Genomic DNA, 26,516 nt, shown 5'->3' with positions numbered 1-26,516 from the left:
CATGGCCATCTTGACGTTGGTCAGATCCACATCGGAGTGATCCGCCTTGACGCGGATCTTGACGTTGTAGTCGATGACGCGTTTTACCGCGACGAGGATTTTCATAAGGCATGCTCCCACGATTGAATCATCAGCTTTTTAGCTCTTCAGCTTTCAGGCCTTAATTCCGCATAGTAAAATAATATTTCACTTTATAAAAAGAACAATAAAAAAACGCCTGCCAAAGGTCAAGCGTTTCAGACAACGAGCGCCTGCTAAAACGGCGACCAGCCAAACCAGAGCGCCAGCAGCGGAATCGACGCCACCAAAAAACGCCCATTCCAGCGGTAGCCAATACGGGTCGCAGGCACGCCGGTAAAGCGCGACAGAATCAGCATCGACGCCGTCATGGGCGACGACATCAGCGCCAGTGCCCAACCCACCATCAACGACGCCCCGATCAGCGCTGGTGTCAGCCCAGGGATGTCCAGAGTGGGCAGCAGGCCCACCAGCAGCGTCACGGTGACGATAGGGTTGACGCCTATTTGCGCCAGCCCCACGACCATCAGCATCGCCAAGACTGCGTTGAAGGTGCCCAGCGGGCCGAGCACCGCCAGCAGCGGCCCAAGCTGTTGGGTATCCACCAGGCCCACACACAGATGCCCCAGGTAGCCCGCCGCCCCCAGCACCACGATCTCGTTGGCGCTGGGCGACAGCAGCCAGGGGAGCTGGCGATGAACCGCCGTTAGCGCTGCAGGCAGCCCGGCGTAACCCAGCCGGCGCCGCTGCCAGGCAAGCCATAGCAGCGCCCCGCTGGGGGCTCCCAGCAGTGCGGCAATCGGCAGACGCACGTCGAGCAGCCAGGCCAGCGAAAACACCAGTGCCACGATGCCGATCAGCAGCACACTGAACTGGGCCAGAGGGCGCAGCGAGGGGGAAACGGAGGATTTGTTGGCAGGCGGATGCGGACCCGTCAGGTAATCCACCGCCCAGCCCGTCATGAAAATCAGCCCAGCCGCCCCCAGAATGTAAGGGGCAAGCTGTAGCCAGGTGACTTGGGGAAGACTGGAAAGCACCACGGCCACCCCGATGCCCATGGGCGAAATCAGCGGGGCCAGCGAAAAGCCGCGCAATAGCGCCAGCATCATACGACGCTGGCGCGCCTGCTGCACCCAGGTACGGCCCTGGGCGGCGCTCAGGGTATTGCTCTTTTCGATCATGGCGGCAAACAGGTTGAGCACGCCAATGTTCAGAATGATCCCAAACAGCGCCGACCCCAGCGAGAGAATCGGGTAGCGGCGGCCCGGGGGCTGCAGCAGCATGCTCTGGCCACAGCGGCGCACCAGACGGGAGCGATAGGCGGGCAACCTGAGCATACTGAGCGCCACCACGAAAGTGGCAAAGAACGCAAAGCGCCCACTTGCCTCGAACAGCAGTTGGCCGGGGGTTGGCGAGCGCCACAGCGCCAGCAAAGTCAGAAGGCCCGCTGCACACAGCAGCCCCTTGGCCATGCGCGTCAACTGTCCCCGCAGGGTCGCCAGGTAAAGCAGCAGCGCGACAATGCCCACGGCCTGCCACAGCACGCTGCCCCCTACCAGATGGATCAGGGTGGCCAGCGTTACCAGCAGCAGACAGGAGACCCGCACACGGGCTGGGCTCACTCGTTTGACTCCTCCGCCTGTGGGTCCGGCATGCCGTGAGCCGACTCGCTGCCGCTGCGGCGGCGAAACGACCCCTCGCCCATGGCCACGAGGCGGCCCTGCTCATCGACGATGTCACCGCTGGTCATGTAGGTCTTTTGGCCGCCCCCGCGCAGGGTGCCCGTGGCGCGCAATACACCCTGCCGGGCGGGCCCCACGAAGGTGGTGGTCAGCGACAGCGTCATGCCACGACGAATGTTGCCCGGCACATCGCAGTGCAGGCCCGCCAGGCTCAGCGCACTATCCAGCATCGAGGCCAGCACGCCGCCGTGGACGTTGCCGCTGCGGTTCAGGTGCTTGGGCTCGATGGTGAGTTCCACCACCGCGCGCCCCTCTTGCCACTCTACTACGTGCATCCCCAGCAATTCGTGATAGCCCATCAGCGCCTGGGGCGTGGTCGAGGCGCTTGGGCTGTCTGTTTCGCTCATGAGGCGCTCTCCTGCTGGGCCAGATCCCGCAGCCGCCCTTTCAAAATTTTCCCGCTGGCGGTGGAAGGCAGTGACTCCATCAAGACAATTTGAGTCGGCCGCTTGTAGGGCGCCAGCCGTTCGGCAATGAAAGCTTTGAGTTCGGCCATATCGACCTCGATACCCGGCTCGCACTGCACGAACGCCACCACTTCCTCATTGCCCGCCACCTGCCGCCCCACCACGGCGGTCAAGGTGACTGCCGGGTGCTCGTTGATCACCGCCTCCACGTCCGGCGGGTAGATATTGAAGCCCGAACGGATGATCAGCTCTTTGCTGCGGCCGACGATATAGAGCCGATCGTCGTGATCCAGCCTGGCGATGTCACCGGTATTGAGCCAGCCATCTTCCGTCAGGGTGGCGCGGGTCGCCTCCGGCTGGCGGAAATAGCCTTTCATGACGTTGGGGCCACGCACCCAGAGCTCGCCCACTTCTTCTCCTGCGTTCTCGGTGGTGCCGTGACTGCCCAAGGGCTCCAGCCGATACTCCAGCAGCGGCAGCACCTGGCCCACGGTGCTGTTCTTGTGGCGATCGTCGATACGCGTCTGGCTGATGGTCGGGCTGGCTTCGGTGAGGCCATAGCCATTGTGCAGGGTCAGACCAAACGCGGCCTCGACCCGGGTCTTGGTATCGCTGTCCAGGGGTGAACCGCCTGCCGAGATATAAATGAGCGCCGGTGCTTCCAACGCCCGCTGCTCGCGCTTCAGGTACTCCAGGGCCCGAGCGTACATGGCGGGCACCCCCTGCAGTACGGTAATGCGCTCATCCTTCAAAGTGGCCAGCAGGTGCGGCGCCTCGAAGCGCGGTACGGTATACAGGCAAGCCCCGTTGTACAGCGAGCCCATGCACACCGACGAAAGGCCAAACACATGGGACATGGGCAGCACGCCATACACCCGCTGCCCTTCGTTGAGATGGCGCATGCCGCCGGAAATCGAGGCGATATACAGAATGCCACGATGGGTGAGCATCACGCCTTTTGGCGTTCCAGTGGTGCCCGAGGTGTAGATCATCGCCGCCACCTGTTCGGCACCGCTGGTTTCTACGGGCTCGGGCTCACTATCGCACAGTGGCGAAATGGCCAGGCTACCCAGTTGAGGGTGCTGGTAACGGTCGGCTGCGTGGCGCTGGGCGTGTTGAACCGCTTCGGCAGAGGCTTCGCAGGTATAGAAGATGCGCCGAGGCTGGCAATTCCCACGAATCGCGTCCACCTCTTGCGCCGACAAACGCGAGTTGACGATGGCTACCCAGACGTCCAGTTCACTGGCGGCCAACAGCAACACCACCAGTGCCCGACAGTTTTCACTGACCGTCATGATCCGGTCGCCGGGGCGCACGCCCAAGGTGCCCAGCCACTCGCAGGCGGCCCGAATCTCCTGGCCCAGCTCGGCGTAGCTCCAGCGGACGCTGCCATCCACCAGCGCGGGGTGATCCGCCAAGCGCTGAGCGTTTTCCAGCACGCGGGTGCTCAAGCGCTCGGGTAGCTCCGCCAGCAGCTCGCTCGCTAGGCGGCCAAAGATCGTCTCGTCTGGCGCTTGGTAAGGGACCGACAGAGCCATCAGGATGCCTCCCGCACCATGTTGCGCGCGATCACTAGCTGCTGGATCTGCGTCGTACCTTCGTAAATGCGGAACAGACGCACATCGCGATAAAAGCGCTCTACGGCGTATTCCGACATGTAACCTGCTCCGCCATGAACCTGTACGGCCCGGTCGGCCACGCGGCCGACCATTTCGGCACAGAACAGTTTGCAGCAGGAGGCCAGGGTGGAGACGTTTTCGCCATTGTCCTTGCGTCTGGCGGCGTCCATCACCATGGTTTTGCCCGCATAGGCCTCGGTCTTGCTATCCGCCAGCATTGCCTGCACCAGCTGGTGCTCTGCCAGCGGCGCGCCAAACTGCTTGCGCTCCATGGTGTAGCGCAGCGACTCTTCCACCAGCCGTTCGGCCACGCCCACGCACACCGCAGAGATATGCAGCCGCCCACGGTCAAGCACCTTCATGGCAGTCTTGAAGCCCTGGCCCTCTTGACCGCCAATGATGTTCTCAGCGGGCACCCGGCAGTTGTCGAAAATGATATCGCAGGTATGCGCGCCCTTCTGGCCCATTTTGTTATCTGCCGGGCCACGAATCAGGCCTGGCGTATCGCCCTCAACGATAAACGCCGAGATACCGCCTGCGCCCTTGTTGTCCGGGTCGGTACGCGCCATCACGGTGAACAGGTCGGCTTCCGGGCCGTTGGTGATATAGCGCTTGGTGCCGTTCAAGAGGTAGTGGTCGCCATCGCGGACGGCGGTGGTGCGCAGGCTGGCAGCATCCGACCCAGAGTCGGGCTCGGTGAGGCAGAACGAGCTGAGAATCTCGCCGGTGGCCAGCCGCGGCACGTATTTGGCTTTCTGGGCGTCGGTGCCATCGATCAAGATCCCCTGGGCGCCGATGCCGTTATTGGTACCAAACACCGAACGAAACGCCGGGGAGGTCTTGCCGATCTCCATGGCTACCAAAGCTTCCTCTTCCATGGTGAGCCCGAGGCCGCCGTACTCTTCGGGGATCGACAGTCCGAACAGCCCCATCTCCTTCATATCGGCCAGAATCTCGGCCGGCACTGCATCCTCTTCGGCCAGCCGGGCCTCATTGGGAATCAAACGCTCCCGGACGAAACGGGCAATGGTATCAACCAACTGATTCAGCAGTTCGGGATCACGGATCATGACGGCTCCTGGGGCAACGATATTTTTATGGTTGGCGTTTTCGGGGCAGTGATGCCTGCCAATGCGCTTTATAGGTGGTTGACACCTCTGCCCTGCACACTGCCTCGCCTAATTGTTTTGCATGGCGAAACCAGCGCTCACTCTCTTGTCAGGCACTTTTGCATAGCCTAGGATGGCAGTCAATAAACGAAACACTATTTTGCAATGCAGAACAAAAACGCTCACAGCGAGGATGTTGATCCATGTCCAATGACCCAATCGCCCATTCGTTCACCACCCTCGGCATTGTCGGCACGGGGGCCATGGGGAGAGGCATAGCCCAGCTCGCCGCGCAGGCGGGTCTGAAGGTCATGCTATTTGATGTCAAGGAAGGCGCGGTGGCGGAAGCGAAAGCCTTTATTCAAGGGTTATGGCAGCGCAGCGCCGACAAGCAGCGAATGACCCAGGCTCAAGCCGAGCAGTATGGCGAGCGACTGGTCGAGGCCCGCGACCTCGCCGCCCTGGCCCCTTGCGACATCGTCGTCGAAGCCATTGTCGAGAAGCTGGACGCCAAACAGGGGTTGTTTGGCGATTTGGAGAGCATCGTTCGCCAGGATGCCGTGCTGGCCACCAACACCTCTTCGCTGTCAGTGACCGCGATTGCGGCCGCCTGCCAGCACCCGGAACGGGTGATTGGCTTTCACTTCTTCAACCCGGTACCGCTGATGAAAATCGTCGAGGTGATTCCGGGGCTGAGAACGGATCACAGCGTTACCCAGCGGGTCGATGCCCTGGGGTCTGCCATGGGCCACTTCACCGCCCAGGCCACCGACACCCCCGGTTTTCTGGTCAACCACGCCGGGCGCGCCTTTGGCACCGAAGCGCTGCGTATTCTGAGCGAGAGCGTGGCCGACCCCGCCACCATTGATCGCATCATGGTCGACCAGGGCGGCTTTCGCATGGGGCCATTCACGCTGCTGGACCTGACCGGTCTCGACGTTTCCCATGCGGTGATGGAATCGGTGTACCACCAATATTATGAAGAGCCGCGCTTTCGGCCCTCACCCCTGACCCGCCAGCGGCTTTCGGCGGGGCTGCTGGGGCGCAAGACCGGCGAAGGCTTCTACCGCTACGTGGAGGGCCAGCAGCAGATGCCAGAAGAGCGCCCCCGCCAAGCGACGCCTGCTTGCCCGGTGTGGATCAGCCAGGAGGACCCGGACAGCGCCGCTCAGCTTGCCGAGCTGGTCGAAGCTGCAGGCTGGCCGCTGGAGAGCGGGCAGCAGCCTTCCCCCGAGGCGCTGTGCCTGTTGACGCCGCTGGGCGAAGACACCACCCAGTGCGCCCTGCGCCAGGGCCTGAACGCCGAGCAGTGCGTGGCGGTGGACATGCTGGCAGGGCTTGAAAAGCGCCGCAGCCTGATGGCGTCGCCCTTGACCCGCGAAAGCCTCATCGAGGCTGCGGCCAGCCTGCTCAATGCCGATGGCACGCCGGTCAGCACACTTCAGGACAGCAATGGCTTCGTGCTGCAGCGGGTGGTGGCCTGCATCGTCAATGTCGGGGCGGATATCGCTCAGCAAGGGGTCGCAGCGCCTGCCACCATCGACCGGGCGGTAGAACTCGGCCTGGGCTATCCGTTCGGCCCGCTACGCATGGGCGACCATTACGGCGCCTCGCGCATCCTGACCATTTTGCACAACCTGCTGGACGCCACCGGCGACCCCCGCTACCGCCCCAGCCCGTGGCTGCGCCGCCGCGCTGCGCTGGGCATGTCCCTGACGAACGGGCCAACGGGCTGACACCCCACAGTTACCAATACGGCTAACCCAAACAAGGAGAACAACCATGCAAGACGCCTATATCTACGACGGATTACGCACCCCTTTTGGCCGCCATGGCGGCAGCCTGGCGGCCATTCGCCCGGATGAGTTACTGGGATTGACGTTAAAAGCGCTGGTGGCGCGCAATCCGTTTGCCACTGAAAGCTACGAAGAGGTGCTGGCGGGCTGCACCAACCAGGCGGGCGAAGACTCTCGCAACGTGGCCCGCCACGGGGCGCTGCTGGCGGGCCTGCCCATTGATGTCGCGGGGCAGACGGTCAACCGGCTGTGCGGCAGCGGCCTGGCCGCCATGATGGACGCCGCCCGGGCGGCGCGTCTGGGCGAAGGCGAGCTGTTCCTGGCGGGCGGGGTCGAGTCCATGTCGCGTGCGCCCTACGTGCTGGGCAAAGCCGACTCCCCCTACGCGCGCAATCAGCCCATGTTCGATACCGTGATTGGCTCGCGCTTCCCCAACCCGTGGATTGCCAAAGAGTACGGCAGCCACAGCATGCCGGAAACCGCCGATAACATCGCCCACGACCTGAACATTGGCCGCGACGCCAGCGACGCTTTTGCCGCCCGCTCCCAGGCTCGCTACGCCCAGGCTTTGGCCAACGGTTTTTATGACGGCGAGATGTTCGGCGTCGAAGTACCCCAGGGGCGCAAACAGCCGCCACTGATGGTGGACAAGGACGAGCACCCCAGGCCGGAAAGCACCGAAGAGAAACTGGCCAGGCTGGGTGCGCTGTTCGACAACGGCGTCGTGACCGCAGGCAACGCTTCCGGGTTGAACGACGGGGCGGCGGCGCTGATCGTCGGCACCCTGGCTGCGGGCGAGCGTGCCGGAATTGCCCCCCGTGCCCGTATCGTGGCCAGCGCCGTGGCGGGCGTTGCCCCTCGGGTGATGGGCCTGGGGCCGGTGCCCGCGTCGCAAAAAGCGCTGGCCCGGGCTGGCCTTGAGCTGGCACAGATGGACGTCATCGAAATCAACGAGGCCTTTGCGGTGCAGGTGCTGGGCTGCGTTCAGCAGCTCGGGCTTTCCGCCGACGACCCACGCCTGAACGCCAACGGCGGCGCCATTGCCATCGGCCATCCGCTGGGTGCCTCGGGCGCGCGCCTGGCCCTCACGGCCCTGCGCCAGCTGGAAGCCACCGGCGGGCGCTATGCGCTGGTGACCATGTGCATCGGCGTGGGTCAGGGCATTGCCACCATCATCGAGCGCCTGGACCGCTGACGCAGGCCAAGCGTTGATGGCATTTGTCATCACGCTTTGCATCGCCCCAGCGCAGGTATGCGATACTTGCCACTCAATGAAACGATTAGCCGAGACGCTTGATGGAACCCACCGACGCCGCTGCTGATGAGCCGCAACCCTCCGAAAAAGACCGCAACTTCGTCACCGCGCTGGCGCGTGGGCTGGAACTGCTCCGCGCCTTTGGAACGGGCGAGGAGTACCTGGGCAATGCGGAGCTCTCCAATCGCACCCGCATTCCCCGCCCCACGGTGTCACGGCTGACCTACACGCTGACCCAGCTTGGCTACTTGCAGCATAACCGCCATCTGGAAAAGTACCGCCTGGGGCCAGGGGTGCTGGCACTGGGCTACCGCTTTCTGGCCAACATGGGAATACGCGAAGTCGCCCGCCCCCATCTGCAGCAGTTTGCCGATGCCACCGACTGTAACGTCAGCCTGGGCAGTGCCGACCGCAGCGACATGGTGTATCTGGAAACCTGCCATGGCCACGGCCCGCTGATCATTCGCCTGGACGTGGGCTCCCGGCTGCCCATCGCCACGTCGGCCATCGGGCGCGCGTGGCTTTGCGGGCTGTCTGGCGAGCGTCGCCATCAAGTGATGCAAGAGCTGGCCGCGTTTCATGGCAGCGACTGGCCCCGCCTGCAGGCGGGCATCGAACAGAGCCTGCACGACTATGCCGAGTACGGCTTCTGCCTCTCCGAACAGGATTGGCAGCGGGATATCAGCGCGGTGGCGATGCCGCTGATTCTGGAAGATGGTGCGGAAGTCATGGCCATCAACTGTGGCGGCTCCAGCCTGCGGCTGGATCATGATCGCCTGGTCAACAATCTTGGCCCACGACTCAAGGAGGTCGCTGCCCGCATCAAGCAGGAACTCGCCCCCAAATATGGGGCTTCACGTTAATCCCGTTGCCGACGACCTTTCACTAACGCTCGTTTGAATGCATCATGGAGCATTAATCGCCTTGTCGGCACATGGGGAGCAGGGATGCCAAACGAGTGGATCACGCAACACGATGATCACATAGCGCTGCACGGGGAATGGACGCTTCGCCACTATTCGGCCTTGAGAGACACGCTGAATCGACAGCAGGAGGTCTCTGAGGCGTCTATCCAGCTGCCCGGCTTCGACAAACTGGACACGGCGGGCGCCGCGCTGGTCATCGAGCTGGTAGGCGTTGACAAAGCCAAGCAGGTAAATGAGTGGGCCAGCGAGCTACCGGACGCGCAGCAAGCTCTGCTGATACGTCTGGCCGAGGCCATGGCATCCCCGCTGGAAAATGACCAACCGCGCGCCTCTCGTGTCAGCGAAGCGCTGGCTTCCATCGGTCAGCAGATGAGCGGTTTGTGGTCTCAGCAGCGTCAACTGCTGGGGTTTGTCGGTCTGGTACTGGCGGCCTTCGCCCCGCTCGTGTTTCGGCCCAGCCGCTGGCGCATCACCGCTACGGTGGCCCATGTGCAGCAAAGTGGCCTGAATGCCGTGCCCATCGTGGCCCTATTGACCTTCATGGTGGGGGCCGTGGTGGCCTTTCTCGGGGCCACGGTGCTGGAAGACTTTGGGGCCACGGTGTACACCATCGACCTGGTGGCGTTTTCCTTCCTGCGTGAATTCGGCGTGCTGCTGGCGGCCATTCTGCTGGCGGGGCGTACTGCCAGCGCCTTCACGGCGCAGTTGGGTGCCATGAAATCCAACGAGGAGATCGACGCCCTCAAAACCCAAGGGCTGGACCCCATCGAGCTGCTGGTGCTGCCCCGGGTCATGGCCATGCTGATCAGCCTGCCCCTGCTGGCCTTCGTCGGCATGCTCAGTGGCCTGGTCGGTGGCGCCATGGTCGCCACCCTCTCGCTGGATATCTCCCTGACCCAATTCATGGACACGCTCCAGAACGACGTCTCGGTGACGCATTTTCTGGTGGGCATGAGCAAGGCCCCGGTGTTTGCTTTCGTGATTGCCGTGATTGGCTGCCTGGAAGGCTTCAAGGTCAGCGGCAGTGCCCAGTCCGTGGGCACCCATACGACCTCCAGCGTCGTACAATCCATTTTCATGGTGATTCTACTGGACGCCCTGGCGGCACTCTTTTTCATGGAGATGGGATGGTAAAGGAACACCACAAGACACCCGATGACCGAGACGACCACGCGGCCATCACCGTCGAGGGGCTGGTCAACCGCTTTGGAAGCCACGTGGTCCACGAAGACCTCGACCTGACGCTGCAGCGCGGTGAAATTCTCGGCGTGGTCGGCGGGTCGGGCACCGGCAAATCCGTACTGCTACGCAGTATCGTCGGTCTCAAGAAGCCCGATGGGGGCCGCATCGACGTGTTGGGCAACCGGCTCGACGAGCTGAGCGATGCCGAGCGCAGCCAGGTCGAACGGCGGTTTGGCGTGCTTTTCCAGCGTGGTGCCCTGTTCAGCTCGCTGACGCTACAGGAAAACGTCGCGCTTCCCCTCATCGAGCACGCCAAGCTGTCCCGAGAAGAAGCCGAGTACCTGGCGCGCATCAAGCTGGCGCTGGTCGGCCTGCCCCCGCAGGCGGCGCGACAGTTCCCGGAGTCGCTGTCGGGGGGCATGGTCAAGCGCGCCGCGCTGGCTCGCGCCCTGGCCCTGGACCCTGACATTCTGTTTCTCGACGAACCCACCGCCGGGCTGGACCCTATCGGGGCCGCCGCCTTCGATCAGCTGCTGGTCACCTTGAGAGATGCCCTGGGGTTTAGCGTCTTTCTGGTCACCCACGACCTGGACACGCTCTACGCCGCCTGCGACCGCGTCGCGGTGTTATCCCAGAAGCGCGTGCTGGTGGCCGATACCCTGGAGAAAGTCGCCCAGACCGACGACGAGTGGATACAGGACTATTTCAATGGCCCCCGTGGACGCGCCGCGCAGCGCTCTGCCGAACCGACTTCCTGCGAGGAGTGAGACACATGGAAACCCGCGCGCACCATATCATGATCGGCTTGTTCACCGTACTCACGGCAGCCGCTGCCCTGCTCTTTGCCCTATGGATGAGCCACGCGGCGGGCGAGCGCGACTACCAGCCCTACCGCATCCTGTTCGAGCGCAGCGTCAGCGGCCTGGCGGTGGGCAGCAAGGTGCAGTACAACGGCATCGAGGTAGGTGATGTCACCGAATTGAGCCTCAACCCGGATGACCCCCGCCAGGTGCTGGCCAGTATCCGTGTGTACGACGACACCCCGGTCAAGACCGATACCCGGGCACGTCTGGCCTTTGCCAGCATTACTGGCAGCATGTCCGTTCAGCTGCATGGCGGCACGCCGGAGACCCCGCGCCTGCTGGACCAGAGCGATGACGACATGCCCTTCATTCGCGCCGACCCGTCGCCGATTGCCACGCTCTTCGAAGAGGGCGAAGAGATGATCGACAACATCAACGCCATTCTGAAAAACGTCAACGAGCTGTTCAACGACGACAATCGCCAGGAGGCAGGCAACATTCTCACCAACGTTGCCCAGATCACCGACATGATTGCCTCCCAGCAGTCTGCTCTGGACGAGAACATGGCCCTGTTCGGGGAGGTCTCGCGTCAGGCCACCGCCACCCTGGAAAGCATCGAGACCTTAAGCCAGGAAGCGCATTCGCTGCTCAGCCGCGAAGGTCGAGAGGTCATGCAGAGCGCCGAGAATGCCAGCCGCGACGTGGCCAACGCCGCCCAGCGCATCGAACAGCTGGTGGATGACAATGCAGGTGCCGTGGAAAGCACGCTGCAAAGCACCCGCGATATTGCCCCGGCCCTGGCGGCGCTGCGCGCCACCCTGACCACCCTGGATCGCATTACCCGCCAGCTCGAAGAGAACCCCACCAACTTTTTGCTGGGTCGTGACCAGATAGAGGAGTTCCGCCCATGATGTTCAAGACCCTGCGAGCCAAAGCCCTGCACATCAGGCTACTTCGAAACGGGGCCCTTCGAATCAGCCCCCTGCGTACAGGCGCCCTGCTGATCATTCTGGCCACCCTGACGGCCTGTTCGATCCTGCCCGACAACGAACCGGCCACGCTCTATCGGCTGCCGGCCGTAGACACCTCAGGGCAGCCGAATGCAGCGGCCACCCACGCCATGACGCTGGGCATCGCCACGCCAGAAACGGGGCACTTGCTGGGCAGCAACCGCATGGTGGTATTTCCGGAAGGCAACGTGGTGAACGTCTACGAAGGCGCACGCTGGCACGAGGACGCTCCGGACATGCTCAAGGCCCGGCTCATCGAAGGCCTGCAGGCCCAGCAGCGGTTTGCGAGCGTCGGCAGTGATCGCCTGCCCCACGACCTGACCCTGCTCAGCGAGCTGCGCCACTTCCAGAGCGAATATGACGATACGCCGCCCAGCGTCAACGTGCAGCTGGATGTACAGCTGGTTGACAGTAACCGCGCGCCCTTGGCGACCAGCAGCTTCGCCATACGCAAGCGTGCCAGCAGCGTCGCCATTGCCGACGTGGTCGATGCCTTTGGCGCAGCGTCCGATGATTTGAATCAGCAGTTGGGCGAGTGGCTGACCCGCGAGGTAACCCGCTAACGCGGATCGATTGCCCCACCGCTCAGCTTGCGCAGATAGTCGCGCGGGTCTCTGGGGTAGTAGTGGGCAGGCTGGCACTCCAGGTGGGTAAAGAACCGGGTGTCCTTGTAGGGCATTTTCATGAAGCCCGACACCCCCAGCCCTTCGATCTGATTGACGCTGTCCAGCATGTGCGCCAGCAGCGCAGAGAATGCCTGCTCTCGGCGTGGGTCCAGCAGACGGTAGTAGCTATGAATCTTCAGGTGTCTGGGCAGCGCCTCGAAGATGATCATGCCGGTATGGTGAATGTCATTGAGCTGCTCCAGCAGGGCCATGATGCTTTCGGGCAACACCAGCAGCTCTTCTGGATCCGGACCATCTTCGAAGTAACTGTGCTGGCGGGTGCGATCCTCCATCTCCGGCACGGAGCTCACCTCATACCCGATGGTCATGCCCGGCTGCGCAGCGAACGAAGCATCGGCGCTTTCCCGCTCCAGGTGCAGCGTCTGCCGCGCATTGAACAGGCAACTCTTGAAAATACCCTGGCGATGGATGGCCCGCGCCAGATGCACCATGTTATTCACCGCTTCGGTAAAGGCGGGCTTCAGGTCGGGGTCGTGCAGATTGAGCGACGAGTCGATATAGACGCCCTCCCGCTCCCAGCGCACGGCCAGCCCGCCCACCACGGGGTATTTGCCCAACCGGCTCACCGATGCCAGAAAGGCTTTCTCGGTGTCACCCATGCCCTGCATGAACTGCTTGTAGTAGCGGTCCAGCTGCACGTCATTGACGTCATTGAGGGTTTCTTCGACGCTGGCCTCGCGCAGAAAGGCCTTGCGAGAGCTGTACACCACGGTATCGATCTCCCGACGCTGGCGATGCCCCCAGATCGGCACCAGGGGCGGCGGCGGCACGGCAGGCAAGTCGATCATCACGGTTCTGGCCATGCGCGGCATTTCACGAATGAAGTGATCCCCCGCGCGGCGGCGAATGGCCGGGTCGGCATCCAGCAGCCCATCCAGCGTGCGGGCAAACTCGATAGGCAGGCCCAACGCACTGGCCGGAATCGCCCGGCAGCCAAAACGGCAGGACTGTGCCGATGCCAGGGCATACAGGGTCCCCGCCACCCCCTGTTCGTCGAAACGCGGCGATGACAGCGCGCCGTTGAGCTGCTCATCGCCGATGAAGTAGACATCGCCCAGCCGTGCGTTGGTCTGCTGCAGGTTATCCGACATCAGCTCCATCACGTTGGCACCGACGAACTGCAGCGCCGCATCCAGCTGGGCAAAGACCGACGACCCCCAATCGATCAGGGCGATGCTTTCCCTGCTGGCGTCGAACACCAGGTTGGAAGGCTTGATGTCGCCATGCACCACCGGGCGGGCATGGGGGCCGGTTTCCCGGCGCAGGGTGACCAGAATCTCTGCCAACTGCGCGGCAATATGCACCACCAGGCGCGGCGAGAGCCGCCCCTGGCGCAGCGATACTTGCTCGAGATTCCAGCCGGGCGCGCGCTCCATGACCAGAATGGACTGGCCGCGCACGCGCTGATAGGCGATCAGTCCGGGAATCAGAGGGTGGCTGACCTGGTCGAGCATGAACGCCTCTTCTTCGAGGCGCTCTTGCAAGTGGGTAGGCAGCGTGATGCGCGAGAACTTGAACACATAGTGGGTGGGCTGCCCCTGCTGCTGAGCGCTGCCCGCAAACACGAAACCATAGGCCCCCTTGCCAATCAGCTCGATGTCCCGGTATCCCAGCTGCACCAGCTGAGCCTGGCACAGCGCTACCCAGTCTTTCAGCTTGCGCGCATCGTGATGGCTCAGCAGATAGACCGACTGCTCCTCTGGAATATAGAACTGCTGTAGCGCTGCCTGGCTCATGGGGGCAATGGCCTTGGGTCAGGCCAAATGCAGCAGCATGGTCTCTGGCGCTTCCAGAGACGCTTTCCAGTGGTTGCAGAAGCGCGCAATGGTGCCGCCGTCGATAAATCGATGGTCTCCCGCCCAGGTCACGGTCATGATGGCGCGTCGCTGCACGGCGCCCTCGGCATCGAAACGCGGCAGCCACTGGGTCTTGCCGATGGCCACGATGGCCGCTTCCGGGGCGTTGATGATGGGAGCGGCATAGGTGCCGCCCAGGGCGCCAATATTGGAAATACTGATGGTGCCACCCTTGAGGTCCGCCTGATCCACACGGCCTTCCCGCGCTGCCTGAGTCAATCGGCTCACCTCCCGAGCAATGTCCAGCAGGCTCAGCTGCTCCACCGCTTTCACGTTGGGCACCAGCAAGCCCGCCTTGCTGTCCACCGCCATGCCGATATTGCACTGGGCAAAATAGTGCAGCTCGTCCCCCTCGGCATTGAGCTGCGCATTGAGGATGGGGTGCTCGACCACGGCCAGCGCCAGCGCCTTCATGAAGAAGGGCATCAGCGTCAGCCGCTCCCCCAGCGCTTCCACCCGGGGCTTGAGGCGCTCGCGCAGCGCCAGCAGCTCAGTGACATCCACCTCTTCCCCATAATGAAAGTGCGGTATGGTCGTCGCGGCTTCCACCATGCGCCGAGCCATGACGGCGCGCACGCCGCGCAGGGGCTCGACCCGGGCGGGGCCTGACTGGCCCACCGCCGGTTTCCCTTGGGTGTGATGGGCCGTGCCGCTGGGCGCAGCGTGGCTGGACTTCACATGCGCCAGCACGTCTTCCTTCAATACGCGGCCATCCTTGCCGCTACCGGCGATGTCCGCCAGCACCAGCCGATGCTCGCGCACCAGCCGCCTGACGGCCGGGCTGGCCGGGGTTTTCACCGGGCAGGCTGGCCCTTCCGTCGGGCACTGTGGCGTCGATTGTTCGACGCTGGGCGATGGCGTAGAAGGTGGCGGCTTACTGATTTCAGCAGCGTCGCTGGCAGGGGAACGAGTGTTCTCTGAACTCTTTTCTGCAACCTCTTCTGCACTCTCTTTGGCACCCTCTTCTGCACCTTGATAGGCGTAAAGCGGCGCATGTACCTTGGCGATTTTCCCCTGGGGCACATACAGTTTGGTCACCGTGCCCGCTTCGGGCGCAGTGATCTCCACCAGCGCCTTGTCGGTCATGACCTCGACGATGGGCTGGTCTTCTTCGATGGTGTCGCCTTCGGCCACTCGCCACTCCACCACTTCACACTCGACGATGCCTTCACCGATATCCGGTAGTAAAAAATCACTCATGACCGTTCTCCCTTGCGTCAAAAATTCACGCTTTCGCGAATCGCTTCAAAAATTTTCAGATGGTCCGGCAGGTACTCTTTCTCCAGGATCAGCGGGAAAGGTGTATCCAGTCCGGTCACCCGAGTAATCGGCGACTCCAGATAGAGAAAACAGCGCTCCTGTATCGTGGCGGCGATCTCACCGGCAAAACCTCCGGTCAGCGGCGCTTCGTGGCTGACGATCATACGACCGGTCTTGAAGACCGACTCGGCAACGGTATCCACATCCCAGGGCAGCAGTGAACGCAGATCGATGACCTCACAGGCAATGCCCTGCTCTTCGGCCAGCTCGGCGGCCTTGCCGATCACCTCCATTTGCGCCCCCCAACCCACCAGGGTGATATCGCTGCCCTCCCTGACGACTTCGGCCTCACCAACGGGCAGCTGATAGTCGTCTTCGGGCACCTCGCCCACGGCGGCCCGGTAGAGGCGCTTGGGCTCCAGAAACAAGACCGGGTCGGGGTCACGGATCGCCCCCAACAGCAACCCCTTGGCCTGATAGGGGTTACGCGGCACCACTACCTTGAGGCCCGGCGTGTGGGTAAAGTAGGCTTCCGGCGACTGAGAGTGATACAAGCCACCCGAGATGCCGCCGCCATACGGCGTGCGGATGGTCAGGCCACCCACGTTGAACAGATCGCCAGAGCGATAGCGGAACTTGGCAGTTTCGTTGACGATCTGGTCGAAGGCGGGAAAGATGTAGTCGGCGAACTGGATCTCCGCCACGGGCACCGAGCCCTGGGCTGCCAGACCGTTGGCAAAGCCGATGATGCCCTGCTCCACCAGCGGCGTGTTGAAACAGCGCGCCTTGCCATACTTCTCCTGCAAATGGCTGGTCGCTCGGAATACCCCGCCAAAAACCCCCACGTCTTCACCAAAGCAGATGACCTTGTCATCTTCCGCCATGGCGATGTCCAGGGCGTTATTGATGGCCTGCAGCATGTTCATGGTACTCATACTAGGCATCTCCCTGTGCGTCGTGGGCCGTCGATACGCTGGGGTCCAGCGACTGAGCGCCGCGCGGGTAGGCATCGGGATAGCGGCGAATGTGCCGTTTCAACTGATCCAACTGGCGCTGCAAGGCAGGCGTCACGTCGGCATAGACATCGGTGATCAAGGAGTCCAGCGGCGGCGGCGGACGCTTTTCGGCGCGCTTCATGGTTTCCAGCACTTCTCGCCGCAGGCTCTCCTGCTGGCGGGACTCCTCATCGTCGCTCCACCACCCTTTACTCACCAGCCAGCGCTGCATGCGCAATAGCGGGTCCTTGACTCGCCACGCCTCCTCTTCGCTCTTGGCACGGTAGCCCGATGGGTCGTCCGAGGAGGAGTGCGCCGCCAAGCGATAGGACATGGCTTCGATCAGCACCGGCTGATGCTGCTCCACGGCTATCTTGCGCGCCTGGCGGGTGGCTTCGAAGACGGCCAGGGCGTCGTTGCCATCCACGCGGATGACGTGCATGTGATAGCCGAACGCACGCGGGGCAATGCCATCCGCGGCAAACTGTTCGGTGGCGGGAGTCGAGATGGCATAGCCATTGTTGCGACAGAAGAAAATGACCGGCACCTGATGCACCGAGGCCATATTCAGGGCGGCGTGGAAGTCGCCTTCCGAGGCAGCCCCTTCACCGAAGAACGTCAGGGTACAGTGGCCTTCACCTGCGAGCTTCTGGCCATAAGCATAGCCGGTTGCCTGGGGAATCTGAGTGGCCAGCGGCGAAGAGATGGTCATGTAATGCAGCTTGCGGGAACCATAGTGGATCGGCATCTGCCGCCCCTTGCCATAGTCCAGCTCGTTGCCAAACAGCTGATTCATGAACTCGTCGATGGAGAACCCGCGATACATGAGTGCGCCCTGTTCACGGTACTGCGCCATGATCATGTCGGCATCGTCCAGGGCTGCGGTGGCACCCACCACCGCGGCCTCTTCACCGGTACACTGCATGTAGAAGCTGAGCCTGCCCTGGCGCTGCGCGGCCATCATGCGCTCATCGAGAATACGCGTGGCCAGCATGGCCTGGTAGAGTCTACGGGCGTGATCGCGGCTCAAGGTGGGTTCATCGGCACCTTCATAAAGCTCGCCCTCGGGGCTGAGCACGCTGAAAGTGTCTATGGTGAATTCGTCGCCGGTCATGAAGGCCGGCTGATGTACAAACTGAGTCATGGTTATTGTCCTTGTTTTTACCCCTTTTGAGGGCAGTGTTGTTGGTGATGACCGTTTGTGCCAGTGGATTTATCTGACACACGTCAACGCAACACTTGGACAGTAACGCAGTCTCCCGCCGTTAGGGATTCAACTTAAGACGCAGATCGGCGTGCAAGGCGTTGTTGGAGGGCATTGAAGGCACTATCGACACTGAGCGCCAGCAGGGCAATCGCTAGCGCCCCCTGGACGATGTACGCCATGTTGCCATTAACGATCCCCGCGATGATCGGGTCACCCAGATTACTGGCCCCCACGGTCGCACCCAGCGCCGCCGTGGCAATGTTGATGGTGACCGAGGTGCGAACGCCCGCCAGAATGACCGGCATGGCCAGCGGCAGCTCGACATGACACAGCAGCTGCCAGGGCGTCATACCCATGGCGATGGCCGCCTGCTTGACGTTGGGGTCTACTTCGTTGATGCCCGTCAAGGTATTGCGCACGATGGGCAGCAGCCCATACAGCATGAGCGCCACGATGATCGGCAGCGTGCCAAACCCCAGTACCGGCACGGCCAGCGCCAGCACCGCCACGGGCGGGAACGTCTGGCCCAGCGACGACAGCTGAGCGACCAGCGGCAGGAAATCCTGCCCCTTGGCCCGGGTGACGGCAATGCCTGCCGAGACGCCCACCAGAAGCGTGACCAGCGCGGCCACGCTCACCACCAGCAGATGCCGGGCCAGCAAATCGACAAAATCGGCACGTCCGTAGATGACCTGCCGCGCATTGGGCTCTACCCAGCGAAACAGCGGTTCCAGAGTGGGCATGGCCAACACCAGCACCAGCAACAAGGCCACCCAGGCCAGTGGCCAGCCCCACGCGGCATAGCGCGAAGCGGTGGAACTCGCGGGGACAGCGCTCGAGGTGGCTGAGGTCGAAGACGCAGAGCGAGATGGATCCGGCATCACGTTAGGGTGCCCCTGTCCAACTGGGCTTCCTTGACGATTCTACGCAGCGACAGCTCGCCTATGGGCACATCGTTTTGGTCCACCACGGTCAAGCGGTCGCTGTGGTCACGCAGCATCATGGAAAGCCCCTGCCGCAACGAAAAGTCAGCGGGAATACGCGACTGGGCTGGCAGCGTGGGGCCCAGAGACGCCATGTGATCCTTGACGCGCGTCAGCCCCGCCTGCTTGAGCCCCCGCTCCAGCCCGCCCAGCAAGGAATCGACGAAGGGGTCGGCGGGATGCTGCAACAGCGCCAAAGGCGTGCCCTGCTGGACGATACGCCCCTCGCGCATGACGACCAGGTGGTCGGCCAGCTTCAGGGCTTCATCCATATCATGAGTCACCAGCACCACGGTCTTGTGCAGCCGAGCCTGCAGGCGGGCCAGCTCATCCTGCAGCTTGTCTCGGGTGATCGGATCCAGGGCTCCAAACGGCTCGTCCATCAGCAAAATATCCGGGTCTGCGGCCAGCGCGCGGGCCACCCCCACACGCTGCGCCTGCCCGCCGGAAAGCTGATGCGGGTATTTGTGTGCAAACTCGCCCACCGGCAGCCCCAGCAAACCCATCAGCTCTTCGACACGGCGGCTGACCTCGGCAGGAGCCCACTTCAACAGCCGCGGCACCAGGCCAATATTGCGCGCGACGGTCCAGTGCGGGAACAGGCCGGTGCTCTGGATGACGTAGCCAATACGGCGGCGAAGTTTGACCGGGTCGTAGTGCTCTATCGCCTGGCCATCCAGAATGATGTCGCCACGGGTGTGCTCGATCAGCCGATTGATCATGCGCAGAGTGGTGGACTTACCGCATCCGGAGGTGCCCACCAGGGCACAGAACTTGCCCTTGGCCACCCGCAGTGAAATATCATCCACCGCCGTTTCGTCACCAAACTGCTTGGAGACATGGGAAAGCTCGATCATTGCTGTCCTCCAGGGCGTAGCGCTTCCGCCAGCGCCCCTAATCCTGCATCCACGATCAGCGCCAGCACCAGGATTGGCAGCGCACCCAGCAGCACCATGTCCATGGCCGCCTGCCCCAACCCTTGAAAAATGAAGGTGCCGAGCCCCCCGGCACCAATCAGCGCCGCCACCGCAGTGAGCCCGATGGCCTGTACGGCGGTGACTCTTACCCCTTCCAGCAACACCGGCAGCGCCAGCGGTAGCCGAACCTGCCAGAACCGCTGCGGGCTCCGCATTCCCATGGCCTTGGCCGCTTCCAGGGTCTCTGCACTGACCTCCTCCAGGGCAACGTAAGTATTACGCACCATGGGCAACAGGCTGTAGGCAATCAAGGCGATCAGCGCCGGGGCATTGCCAATTCCACTGACGCCCATGGCTGCCAAGGCAGGCACATTGGCCGCCAGCCAGGCCAAGGGGGCTAGCAGCAAGCCGAACAGCGCCAGACTGGGAATCGTCTGCAGAAAATTGAGTAGCCCAAAGGCGACGGTTTGAAGGCGCCGGTAGCGGCGCATCAGCATGGCCAGCAGCATGCCCATCACGACGCTGACGCTCACGGCACTGCTGACCAGCACGATATGCTGGCTCAACGCACGATAGAACTGCCGCTCCCGGGCCTGAAACTCCTGCACCAGGGCCAGCGCCTGCAATCCGAAGGCAGCGCACAGCCACCACAAGGTGCCGATGCCGAGCAGCAGCAGCGCTGTCCACCAGCGGGATAGCCCAAGCCGCAGGCGTACTTCCACCAGACACAGCAACAGCACGAACAGCACCGTCCAGTAGGCAGTCCCGATGCCTAGCCTGGCCTGGGGCGCATCCACGGGTATCAGCCAGTGCCCGGCGACCATCAGGCCAAACGGCATCAGCAACAGGGTCAGGGTAATCACCCCCAGCAGCGCCCGATAATGGCGCGTGCTGGGCACCCAGGCCAGGGCGGCCATGGCGATGAACAGAAGCGATACCAGTACGCCACCTGGCCAGCCAATGGCCGCCACCATTCCAAACCCCGTTCCCGTGACGATCCGATTGGGCGCCACGGTCACCAGATGGAAAGACCAGGCTGCCGCCAGCATGGCGGCGTTCAGGCACAGCAGTACGACATTAGGTTGCCAGCGGCGCCGAATGGCCGCTGGCGATGGCAGTGCGTCGATCAACGACATTCATCAGTCATCCAGGCTATCGAGATATTCGCGAGCCACCTGGTCGGCAGAGCGACCGTTGACGGCCACGTCCGCGTTGAGCGTTTGCAGGGTCACCAGATCCAGCGTCGCAAACACGTCATTGAGCAGGCCTTCGATGTCGGGATACTGGGCCAGCACGTCTTCTCGTATCACTGGCGCAGGCTGGTAGACCGGCTGCACGCCCAGCGTATCCTCCAGCACCCGCAGTCCCAGCGCGGTGAGCCCGCCATCGGTACCGTAGGTCATGGCACCGTTGACGCCGCTGGTTTGCTGGGCGGCTGCGCGCATGGTGGCGGCGGTATTGCCCCCGGAGAGCACCAGCAACTGGTCATCGCTCAACTCGAAGCCGTAGGCGTCCTGAAACGCCGGCAGGGCCTGCTCGGATTCGACGAATTCTGCACTGGCTGCAAACTTGAACTCGCCCCCGTCGGCCAGATAGCTGGCCAGGTCTTCCAGGGTGTCGAGCCCATGGGTCTCGGCCACATCCTGACGAATGCTCATGGCCCAGGTGTTGTTGGCACTGGCCGGCTGCAGCCAGATCAAGCCTTGCTCCGCATCCCGTTCACGAACGGTCTGATAGGCATCATCAGCACTGTTCCACACCGGGCTGTCGGTCATATCGAAAAAGAACGCACCGTTACCGGTATACTCTGGATAGACGTCGATTTCAGCGGCCAGCAGGGCATTCCTCACCACGCTGGTCGCTCCCAGTTGCAGGCGGTCTTGGGTGGCAATCCCATTGCGCTCCAAGGTCTGGATGATCAGTTCTCCCAACACCGAGCCTTCCGTGTCGATTTTGGAAGAGACCACCACCGGCTCGCTGGCCTGGGCCGTCGCGAGTACCGTCGAGGTAACGACCACCGTGGACAAGCAGGCGGTCAGCAGGGGGTTCAGCAGTCGGCGCATGGGGGTCATCCTTTGAGTGAGCATCCTGAGAGTGTCGCTTCAGTATACGAGGCAACTGCGTTGAAGTCAGACGCCGCCTCAACGGCATCCGACTTCCTTCGTCATCAAGGCGCTTCGATGACCCAGGTCGTGCCTTCTCGTGAGTCTTTCAGCACGATGCCAAGCGCTGCCAGCTCGTCACGAATGGCATCGGCGCGGGCGAAGTCCTTGTTGGCTTTGGCCGCCTGACGCTCGGCAATTCTGGCTTCGATCTCGCCTTCACTCAGCGCCATCGAATGCTGCGCCCCTTTCAGGAAAGCCCGCGGCGCCTGCTGCAAGAGCCCCAGCACTCCCGCCAGGCGCTGCAGCTCTGCGGCCAGGCGGGGCGCAGCTTCCGGCTGGTCGCTCTTGGCGCGGTTGAGATCCCTTGCCAGATCGAACAGTACGGCCAGCGCTTCCGGGGTATTGAAATCATCATCCATGGAAGCAGTGAAGCGCTCGGCATAACTCCCCTGCTCACCCTCAGACGCCACCTCGACACCTTCAAGGGCGGTATACAGGCGCGTCAACGACTTGCGTGCCTCGACCAGCGAATCCACGGAGTAGTTGATCGGGCTGCGATAGTGGCTGGCCACCAGCAGATAGCGCACGACCTCCGGGTCATGCTCCGCCAGCACATCACGAATAGTGAAGAAGTTGCCCAGCGACTTCGACATCTTTTCCTGATTGACGCGCACGGCACCGGCATGCATCCAGGTGTTCACGTAGGTCTTGCCCGTGGCCGCTTCCGACTGGGCAATCTCGTTTTCGTGATGGGGGAAGGTCAGATCCGGCCCACCGCCATGAATATCGAAGGTGTCCCCCAGACAGCAGGTGGACATGGCCGAACATTCGATATGCCAGCCTGGGCGGCCGTCCCCCCAGGGGGAGTGCCAATGGGCCTCTCCCGGCTTGGCCGCTTTCCAGAGCACGAAGTCCAGCGGGTCTTCCTTGTGCACGTCCACTTCCACGCGCGCGCCAGAGCGCATGTCATCCAACTGGCGGTTGTTGAGCTTGCCGTAATCGGCAAACTTTCGCACCCGATAGTAGACGTCGCCGTTTTCCGCGGCGTAGGCAAAGCCTTTTTCCACCAGCGTTTCGATCATGCGGATGATGTCGCCAATATGCCCCGTGGCACGGGGCTCCTGGCTGGGGGGCAGCACATTCAGCCGCTCCTCGTCTTCATGCATGGCCGCGATCATGCGCTCGGTGAGCGCGCTGATGGCCTCACCGTTCTCCTCGGCACGCTTGAGGATCTTGTCGTCGATATCCGTGATGTTGCGCACGTAGGTCACGTCGTAGCCACGGTGGCGCAGGTAGCGGGTAATCACGTCAAAGGCCACCATCACCCTGGCGTGGCCAAGGTGACAGTAGTCATACACCGTCATGCCGCAGACGTACATGCTTACCTTGCCATCGACAAGGGGCTTAAAAGGCTCTTTGCGGCGTGTCAGCGTATTGTAAATGTGCATATGACGTTTCCTTAACCCTTCTGTTTGATTTTCGCCCAGCTATCTTTCAAGCCCACGGTGCGGTTGAACACCAGATGCTCTGCACTGGAGGCGTGGCGGTCGGCGCAGAAATAGCCCATCCGCTCGAACTGGAAACGATCTTCCGGCGCGGCGCTGGCCAGGCTGGGCTCACCGATGGCCTGGCAGGTGACCAGCGACTCGGGATTCAGGTGCTCGAGGAAATCCACATCCTTGTCGCGATCCGGCTGCTCGACCATGAACAGGTTGTCATAGAGGCGTACTTCCATCGGCACACCATGGGCGGCGCTGACCCAGTGAATGACGCCCTTGACCTTGCGGCCTTCCGGATTTTTGCCAAGGGTGTCGAAATCCACCGAGCAGTGCAGCTCCTGGATCTCGCCGGCGTCGTTCTTGACGACTTCATCGCAGCGGATCACGTAGCTATTGCGCAGACGCACTTCCTTGCCAGGGGCCAGTCGGAAGAACTTCTTCGGCGCATCCTCCATGAAGTCGTCCTGGTCGATGTACAGCTCGCGACCAAACGGCACCTTGCGCATTGGCATGTCGTCACGGGCGGGGTGGCCCGGCACTTCGTAGACCTCTTCGTGGTCTTCCGGCACGTTGGTTAACACCACTTTCAGAGGCTTCAGCACGCACATGGCGCGGGGGGCGTTGTCTTCCAGGTCCGAACGAATGGCATGGGTCAGCATGGCAATGTCCACCAGGCCGCCATCCGAACGGGTCACGCCGATCATTTCACAGAACTTGCGGATCGAAGCCGGGGTATAGCCGCGGCGGCGCATGCCCGAGATGGTCGGCATGCGTGGGTCGTCCCAGCCATCCACGATCTGCTCATCCACCAGCAGCTTGAGCTTGCGCTTGGAGGTCAGCGTGTAGTCGAGGTTCAGCCGCGCAAACTCGATCTGGCGGGGTTTGGCGGGCACCGGCAGATTGTTCAGGAACCATTCGTACAGCGGACGATGGTCTTCGAACTCCAGGGTACAGATGGAGTGGGTGATCCCTTCGATGGCATCCGACTGGCCGTGGGTGAAGTCGTAGGAAGGGTAGATCTTCCAAGCGTCACCGGTCTGGTGATGATGGGCGTGACGAATACGGTACAGAATGGGGTCGCGAAGATTGATGTTGGGCGACGCCATGTCGATTTTGGCGCGCAGCACTTTCTCGCCTTCGGCAAACTCGCCCTTGCGCATACGCTCCAGCAGATCGAGATTCTCTTCGACGCTGCGCTCCCGGTAAGGGCTGGGCTTGCCGGGTTCGGTCAAGGTACCGCGATACTCCCGGATCTCATCGGGAGAGAGGTCGTCGACATAGGCTTTTCCTTCGCGGATCAGGTGCTGTGCCCAGGCATAGAGCTGCTCGAAATAGTCGGAGGCAAAGCGTACGGGGCCTGCCCACTCGAAGCCCAGCCAACTGACGTCTTCCTTGATGGCATCGATATACGCCTGCTCTTCCTTCGCCGGGTTGGTGTCGTCGAACCGCAGATGACACTCACCACCCAACTGCTCGGCGAGCCCGAAATTCAGGCAGATCGACTTGGCATGGCCGATATGCAGGAAGCCGTTGGGCTCCGGAGGGAAGCGCGTCACAATTTTGGTGACCTGGCCGCCCGCTATCTCGTCGCGTACTTGGTTGCGAATGAAGTTCGGCGCTGGGGTGGTCTCGTTGGTCATGGTGGTGTTGATAACCTCATCGTGGATGGCGTGCCGGGCAACCGATGCCTATGCTAAACGGGTTAGCGCTTCGCGGTGCCGAGCAAAACCGCTATTATAACGTGACGCCGATGCACAGCGCCAAGGCGAACGCCTTTATTGAACAGGAATTTATCCATGATCGTATTACAGACGAACCACGGTGACATCACTATTGCTCTCAATCACGAAAAAGCGCCTGCCACCGCAGCCAATTTCGAGCAATACGTGCGCGATGGCTTTTACGACGGCACGCTGTTCCACCGGGTCATCGATGGTTTCATGATTCAAGGGGGCGGCTTCGACCAGGAGTTCAACCAGAAGCCGACACGCGACCCCATCGAAAACGAAGCCGACAACGGTCTGCAGAACACCATCGGCACGCTGGCCATGGCCCGTACCCAGGACCCCCACTCTGCCACCGCCCAGTTTTTCATCAACGTCGGTAACAACAGCTTCCTGAACCACAGCGGCAAAAGCCTGCAAGGCTGGGGTTACGCGGTATTTGGTGAAGTAGTGGACGGCATGAACGTGGTCAACGCCATCAAGGCCGTGAGCACCACGCGCCGTGGCATGCACGCAGACGTACCCGCCGAAGACGTGGTCATCGAGCGCGCCTACCTGAAGGATGCGGAATAACCGTCGGGAGTCTTATGCGTACGCTGCTGATCGCTGACATGCATTTGAGTAACGACACCCCTGAGCTCAATCAGGGGTTTTATCGTTACCTGGAGCATACCGCCAAAGGGGCCGAGGATCTTTACATTCTGGGCGACCTGTTCGACGCCTGGATCGGAGACGACTTGCTGGATACGCCTCACCCCCTCAGCGGGGTGGCCCATGAGGTGATCAAGCGCCTGCGGGCACTGAGCGATGCGGGCACGTCCATTTTTTTCATCCACGGCAACCGGGACTTTCTGATCGGCGAACGCTTCATCAACGCCTGTCAGGCAACCCTGCTGCCCGACAGTGAGCAAGTGGAATTGCAGGGCGTAGCCGCCGTCATTCTGCACGGTGACAGCCTGTGCACCAAAGATGAGGCCTACATGGCGTTTCGCGCCCAGTCTCGCCACCCTGAGTGGCAGGCGCAGATCCTGGCCATGCCGCTGGAGCAGCGGCTAGAGTTGGCCAAGAGCCTGCGTATGCAGTCTGGGGATGCCAACGCCAACAAGGCCGAGGCCATCATGGATGTGACCCACGCAGAAGTCGTGGCCACGATGCAGCGCCATGGGGTGAACATCATGATCCATGGCCACACCCATCGCCCCAAGGTCCATGACCTCACCGTCGAAGACGTACCTGCCAAGCGCTTCGTGCTGGGCGACTGGGACGAGACGCACGGCTGGGACATTGTCGTAGAGCACTCGAGCGAGCGCCACCCGGAGCCCGTACTGCGCCAGTTCTCGCTGACCAACCCGCCCGGGTTCGACGGCGAATCGCACTAAGCACAGGTCCCGTCATGAAAAAGCCGATCACATGGATC

23 protein-coding genes and 1 pseudogene are annotated in these 26,516 nt (G+C 62.3%); 9 read left to right on the top strand and 15 right to left on the bottom strand.

The annotated features are described in order from the left end of the window. The 5 genes and pseudogenes from FEU76_RS17435 to FEU76_RS17415 all read right to left on the bottom strand — a co-directional run. Positions 1–105, bottom strand: a pseudogene (locus tag FEU76_RS17435) (electron transfer flavoprotein subunit beta/FixA family protein); the annotation flags it as partial. 149 nt (positions 106–254) lie between these two features. Further along, on the bottom strand, positions 255–1,640 hold the full coding sequence (locus FEU76_RS17430; RefSeq protein ID WP_144984682.1) for a hypothetical protein: 1,386 nt from the start codon (positions 1,638–1,640) through the stop codon (positions 255–257). Continuing rightward, positions 1,637–2,107 (bottom strand): PaaI family thioesterase, encoded by a 471-nt coding sequence (locus FEU76_RS17425; protein ID WP_144984679.1) that lies wholly within the window; start codon positions 2,105–2,107, stop codon positions 1,637–1,639. Before FEU76_RS17425 ends, FEU76_RS17430 begins: the two co-directional genes overlap by 4 nt. Then, positions 2,104–3,705, bottom strand: coding sequence for a class I adenylate-forming enzyme family protein (locus FEU76_RS17420; RefSeq protein ID WP_144984676.1), 1,602 nt, complete (start codon positions 3,703–3,705; stop codon positions 2,104–2,106). Before FEU76_RS17420 ends, FEU76_RS17425 begins: the two co-directional genes overlap by 4 nt. Continuing rightward, entirely contained in the window at positions 3,705–4,856 is a 1,152-nt protein-coding gene (locus tag FEU76_RS17415; protein WP_144984673.1) for an acyl-CoA dehydrogenase family protein, read from the bottom strand. The genes FEU76_RS17420 and FEU76_RS17415 overlap by 1 nt, the downstream gene beginning before the upstream one ends. 242 nt (positions 4,857–5,098) lie before the next feature. On the opposite strand from FEU76_RS17415, the gene FEU76_RS17410 reads away from it, so the two are divergent. The 7 genes from FEU76_RS17410 (at position 5,099) to FEU76_RS17380 (ending at position 12,430) form a co-directional block, all read left to right on the top strand. After that, a complete protein-coding gene (locus FEU76_RS17410; protein WP_144984670.1) occupies positions 5,099–6,631 on the top strand; it encodes a 3-hydroxyacyl-CoA dehydrogenase in 1,533 nt (510 codons plus the stop codon). Between the two features lie 46 nt (positions 6,632–6,677). Continuing rightward, positions 6,678–7,886, top strand: a complete 1,209-nt coding sequence (locus FEU76_RS17405; protein WP_144984667.1) for a 3-oxoadipyl-CoA thiolase — start codon at positions 6,678–6,680, stop codon at positions 7,884–7,886. Between the two features lie 101 nt (positions 7,887–7,987). Next, on the top strand, positions 7,988–8,809 hold the full coding sequence (locus FEU76_RS17400) for an IclR family transcriptional regulator (protein WP_039181768.1): 822 nt from the start codon (positions 7,988–7,990) through the stop codon (positions 8,807–8,809). Positions 8,810–8,893: 84 nt separating this feature from the next. Beyond that, positions 8,894–10,006 carry an MlaE family ABC transporter permease gene (locus FEU76_RS17395; RefSeq protein ID WP_144984664.1) on the top strand — a complete coding sequence of 371 codons (1,113 nt, stop codon included), beginning with the start codon at positions 8,894–8,896 and terminating at the stop codon, positions 10,004–10,006. Then, positions 10,000–10,821, top strand: a complete 822-nt coding sequence (locus FEU76_RS17390) for an ABC transporter ATP-binding protein (RefSeq protein WP_260851420.1) — start codon at positions 10,000–10,002, stop codon at positions 10,819–10,821. The genes FEU76_RS17395 and FEU76_RS17390 overlap by 7 nt, the downstream gene beginning before the upstream one ends. A 5-nt stretch (positions 10,822–10,826) precedes the next feature. Continuing rightward, complete coding sequence (locus FEU76_RS17385) at positions 10,827–11,768, top strand: MlaD family protein (protein ID WP_144984661.1); 942 nt, start codon at positions 10,827–10,829, stop codon at positions 11,766–11,768. Beyond that, the gene (locus FEU76_RS17380) at positions 11,765–12,430 is read left to right on the top strand and encodes an ABC-type transport auxiliary lipoprotein family protein (RefSeq protein ID WP_144984658.1); all 666 of its coding nucleotides are present in this window, start codon (positions 11,765–11,767) and stop codon (positions 12,428–12,430) included. Before FEU76_RS17385 ends, FEU76_RS17380 begins: the two co-directional genes overlap by 4 nt. Here FEU76_RS17380 and FEU76_RS17375 read toward each other — a convergent pair. The 10 genes from FEU76_RS17375 to FEU76_RS17330 all read right to left on the bottom strand — a co-directional run bounded on the left by FEU76_RS17375 (position 12,427) and on the right by FEU76_RS17330 (position 25,015). Continuing rightward, on the bottom strand, positions 12,427–14,289 hold the full coding sequence (locus tag FEU76_RS17375) for a protein kinase domain-containing protein (RefSeq protein ID WP_144984655.1): 1,863 nt from the start codon (positions 14,287–14,289) through the stop codon (positions 12,427–12,429). The genes FEU76_RS17380 and FEU76_RS17375 overlap by 4 nt on opposite strands. An 18-nt stretch (positions 14,290–14,307) precedes the next feature. Next, positions 14,308–15,609, bottom strand: coding sequence for a 2-oxo acid dehydrogenase subunit E2 (locus tag FEU76_RS17370; RefSeq protein WP_144984653.1), 1,302 nt, complete (start codon positions 15,607–15,609; stop codon positions 14,308–14,310). A 17-nt stretch (positions 15,610–15,626) separates the two neighbouring features. Continuing rightward, positions 15,627–16,604 (bottom strand): alpha-ketoacid dehydrogenase subunit beta, encoded by a 978-nt coding sequence (locus FEU76_RS17365; protein ID WP_144984650.1) that lies wholly within the window; start codon positions 16,602–16,604, stop codon positions 15,627–15,629. Position 16,605: 1 nt separating this feature from the next. Next, a complete protein-coding gene (locus FEU76_RS17360; RefSeq protein ID WP_144984647.1) occupies positions 16,606–17,808 on the bottom strand; it encodes a thiamine pyrophosphate-dependent dehydrogenase E1 component subunit alpha in 1,203 nt (400 codons plus the stop codon). A 134-nt stretch (positions 17,809–17,942) separates the two neighbouring features. Further along, entirely contained in the window at positions 17,943–18,752 is an 810-nt protein-coding gene (locus FEU76_RS17355; RefSeq protein ID WP_144984644.1) for an ABC transporter permease, read from the bottom strand. Then, positions 18,752–19,711 carry an ABC transporter ATP-binding protein gene (locus FEU76_RS17350; RefSeq protein WP_016913925.1) on the bottom strand — a complete coding sequence of 320 codons (960 nt, stop codon included), beginning with the start codon at positions 19,709–19,711 and terminating at the stop codon, positions 18,752–18,754. The genes FEU76_RS17355 and FEU76_RS17350 overlap by 1 nt, the downstream gene beginning before the upstream one ends. Beyond that, positions 19,708–20,907, bottom strand: a complete 1,200-nt coding sequence (locus FEU76_RS17345) for an ABC transporter permease (protein WP_144984641.1) — start codon at positions 20,905–20,907, stop codon at positions 19,708–19,710. Before FEU76_RS17345 ends, FEU76_RS17350 begins: the two co-directional genes overlap by 4 nt. Positions 20,908–20,910: 3 nt before the next feature. Next, positions 20,911–21,834 (bottom strand): glycine betaine ABC transporter substrate-binding protein OsmF, encoded by a 924-nt coding sequence (osmF, locus tag FEU76_RS17340; protein WP_144984638.1) that lies wholly within the window; start codon positions 21,832–21,834, stop codon positions 20,911–20,913. 104 nt (positions 21,835–21,938) lie between these two features. Next, positions 21,939–23,324 carry a cysteine--tRNA ligase gene (gene cysS, locus FEU76_RS17335; RefSeq protein WP_144984635.1) on the bottom strand — a complete coding sequence of 462 codons (1,386 nt, stop codon included), beginning with the start codon at positions 23,322–23,324 and terminating at the stop codon, positions 21,939–21,941. A gap of 11 nt (positions 23,325–23,335) precedes the next feature. Next, positions 23,336–25,015, bottom strand: coding sequence for a glutamine--tRNA ligase/YqeY domain fusion protein (locus FEU76_RS17330; protein ID WP_039181804.1), 1,680 nt, complete (start codon positions 25,013–25,015; stop codon positions 23,336–23,338). Positions 25,016–25,171: 156 nt separating this feature from the next. Between FEU76_RS17330 and FEU76_RS17325 the strand changes: the two genes are divergently transcribed. Both FEU76_RS17325 and FEU76_RS17320 read left to right on the top strand, forming a co-directional pair. Continuing rightward, a complete protein-coding gene (locus FEU76_RS17325; RefSeq protein WP_144984632.1) occupies positions 25,172–25,672 on the top strand; it encodes a peptidylprolyl isomerase in 501 nt (166 codons plus the stop codon). 14 nt (positions 25,673–25,686) lie between these two features. Then, complete coding sequence (locus FEU76_RS17320) at positions 25,687–26,478, top strand: UDP-2,3-diacylglucosamine diphosphatase (RefSeq protein ID WP_144984630.1); 792 nt, start codon at positions 25,687–25,689, stop codon at positions 26,476–26,478. Positions 26,479–26,516: the final 38 nt, after the last annotated feature.

This window comes from Halomonas sp. C22, assembly GCF_007655045.1.
GTDB lineage: Bacteria > Pseudomonadota > Gammaproteobacteria > Pseudomonadales > Halomonadaceae > Vreelandella > Vreelandella hamiltonii.
Note: the sequence above shows the minus strand (reverse complement) of the source record. Positions and strands in the feature narration are given on the sequence as shown.

Excerpts from the sequence above, each read along its gene's own strand:
- FEU76_RS17425 (WP_144984679.1), bottom strand. The coding sequence starts at position 2,107 with ATGAGCGAAACAGACAGCCCAAGCGCCTCGACCACGCCCCAGGCGCTG.
- FEU76_RS17420 (WP_144984676.1), bottom strand. The coding sequence starts at position 3,705 with ATGGCTCTGTCGGTCCCTTACCAAGCGCCAGACGAGACGATCTTTGGC.
- FEU76_RS17415 (WP_144984673.1), bottom strand. The coding sequence starts at position 4,856 with ATGATCCGTGATCCCGAACTGCTGAATCAGTTGGTTGATACCATTGCC.
- FEU76_RS17410 (WP_144984670.1), top strand. The coding sequence starts at position 5,099 with ATGTCCAATGACCCAATCGCCCATTCGTTCACCACCCTCGGCATTGTC.
- FEU76_RS17405 (WP_144984667.1), top strand. The coding sequence starts at position 6,678 with ATGCAAGACGCCTATATCTACGACGGATTACGCACCCCTTTTGGCCGC.
- FEU76_RS17400 (WP_039181768.1), top strand. The coding sequence starts at position 7,988 with ATGGAACCCACCGACGCCGCTGCTGATGAGCCGCAACCCTCCGAAAAA.
- FEU76_RS17395 (WP_144984664.1), top strand. The coding sequence starts at position 8,894 with ATGCCAAACGAGTGGATCACGCAACACGATGATCACATAGCGCTGCAC.
- FEU76_RS17390 (WP_260851420.1), top strand. The coding sequence starts at position 10,000 with ATGGTAAAGGAACACCACAAGACACCCGATGACCGAGACGACCACGCG.
- FEU76_RS17385 (WP_144984661.1), top strand. The coding sequence starts at position 10,827 with ATGGAAACCCGCGCGCACCATATCATGATCGGCTTGTTCACCGTACTC.
- FEU76_RS17380 (WP_144984658.1), top strand. The coding sequence starts at position 11,765 with ATGATGTTCAAGACCCTGCGAGCCAAAGCCCTGCACATCAGGCTACTT.
- FEU76_RS17375 (WP_144984655.1), bottom strand. The coding sequence starts at position 14,289 with ATGAGCCAGGCAGCGCTACAGCAGTTCTATATTCCAGAGGAGCAGTCG.
- FEU76_RS17370 (WP_144984653.1), bottom strand. The coding sequence starts at position 15,609 with ATGAGTGATTTTTTACTACCGGATATCGGTGAAGGCATCGTCGAGTGT.
- FEU76_RS17365 (WP_144984650.1), bottom strand. The coding sequence starts at position 16,604 with ATGAGTACCATGAACATGCTGCAGGCCATCAATAACGCCCTGGACATC.
- FEU76_RS17360 (WP_144984647.1), bottom strand. The coding sequence starts at position 17,808 with ATGACTCAGTTTGTACATCAGCCGGCCTTCATGACCGGCGACGAATTC.
- FEU76_RS17355 (WP_144984644.1), bottom strand. The coding sequence starts at position 18,752 with ATGCCGGATCCATCTCGCTCTGCGTCTTCGACCTCAGCCACCTCGAGC.
- FEU76_RS17350 (WP_016913925.1), bottom strand. The coding sequence starts at position 19,711 with ATGATCGAGCTTTCCCATGTCTCCAAGCAGTTTGGTGACGAAACGGCG.
- FEU76_RS17345 (WP_144984641.1), bottom strand. The coding sequence starts at position 20,907 with ATGTCGTTGATCGACGCACTGCCATCGCCAGCGGCCATTCGGCGCCGC.
- osmF (WP_144984638.1), bottom strand. The coding sequence starts at position 21,834 with ATGCGCCGACTGCTGAACCCCCTGCTGACCGCCTGCTTGTCCACGGTG.
- cysS (WP_144984635.1), bottom strand. The coding sequence starts at position 23,324 with ATGCACATTTACAATACGCTGACACGCCGCAAAGAGCCTTTTAAGCCC.
- FEU76_RS17330 (WP_039181804.1), bottom strand. The coding sequence starts at position 25,015 with ATGACCAACGAGACCACCCCAGCGCCGAACTTCATTCGCAACCAAGTA.
- FEU76_RS17325 (WP_144984632.1), top strand. The coding sequence starts at position 25,172 with ATGATCGTATTACAGACGAACCACGGTGACATCACTATTGCTCTCAAT.
- FEU76_RS17320 (WP_144984630.1), top strand. The coding sequence starts at position 25,687 with ATGCGTACGCTGCTGATCGCTGACATGCATTTGAGTAACGACACCCCT.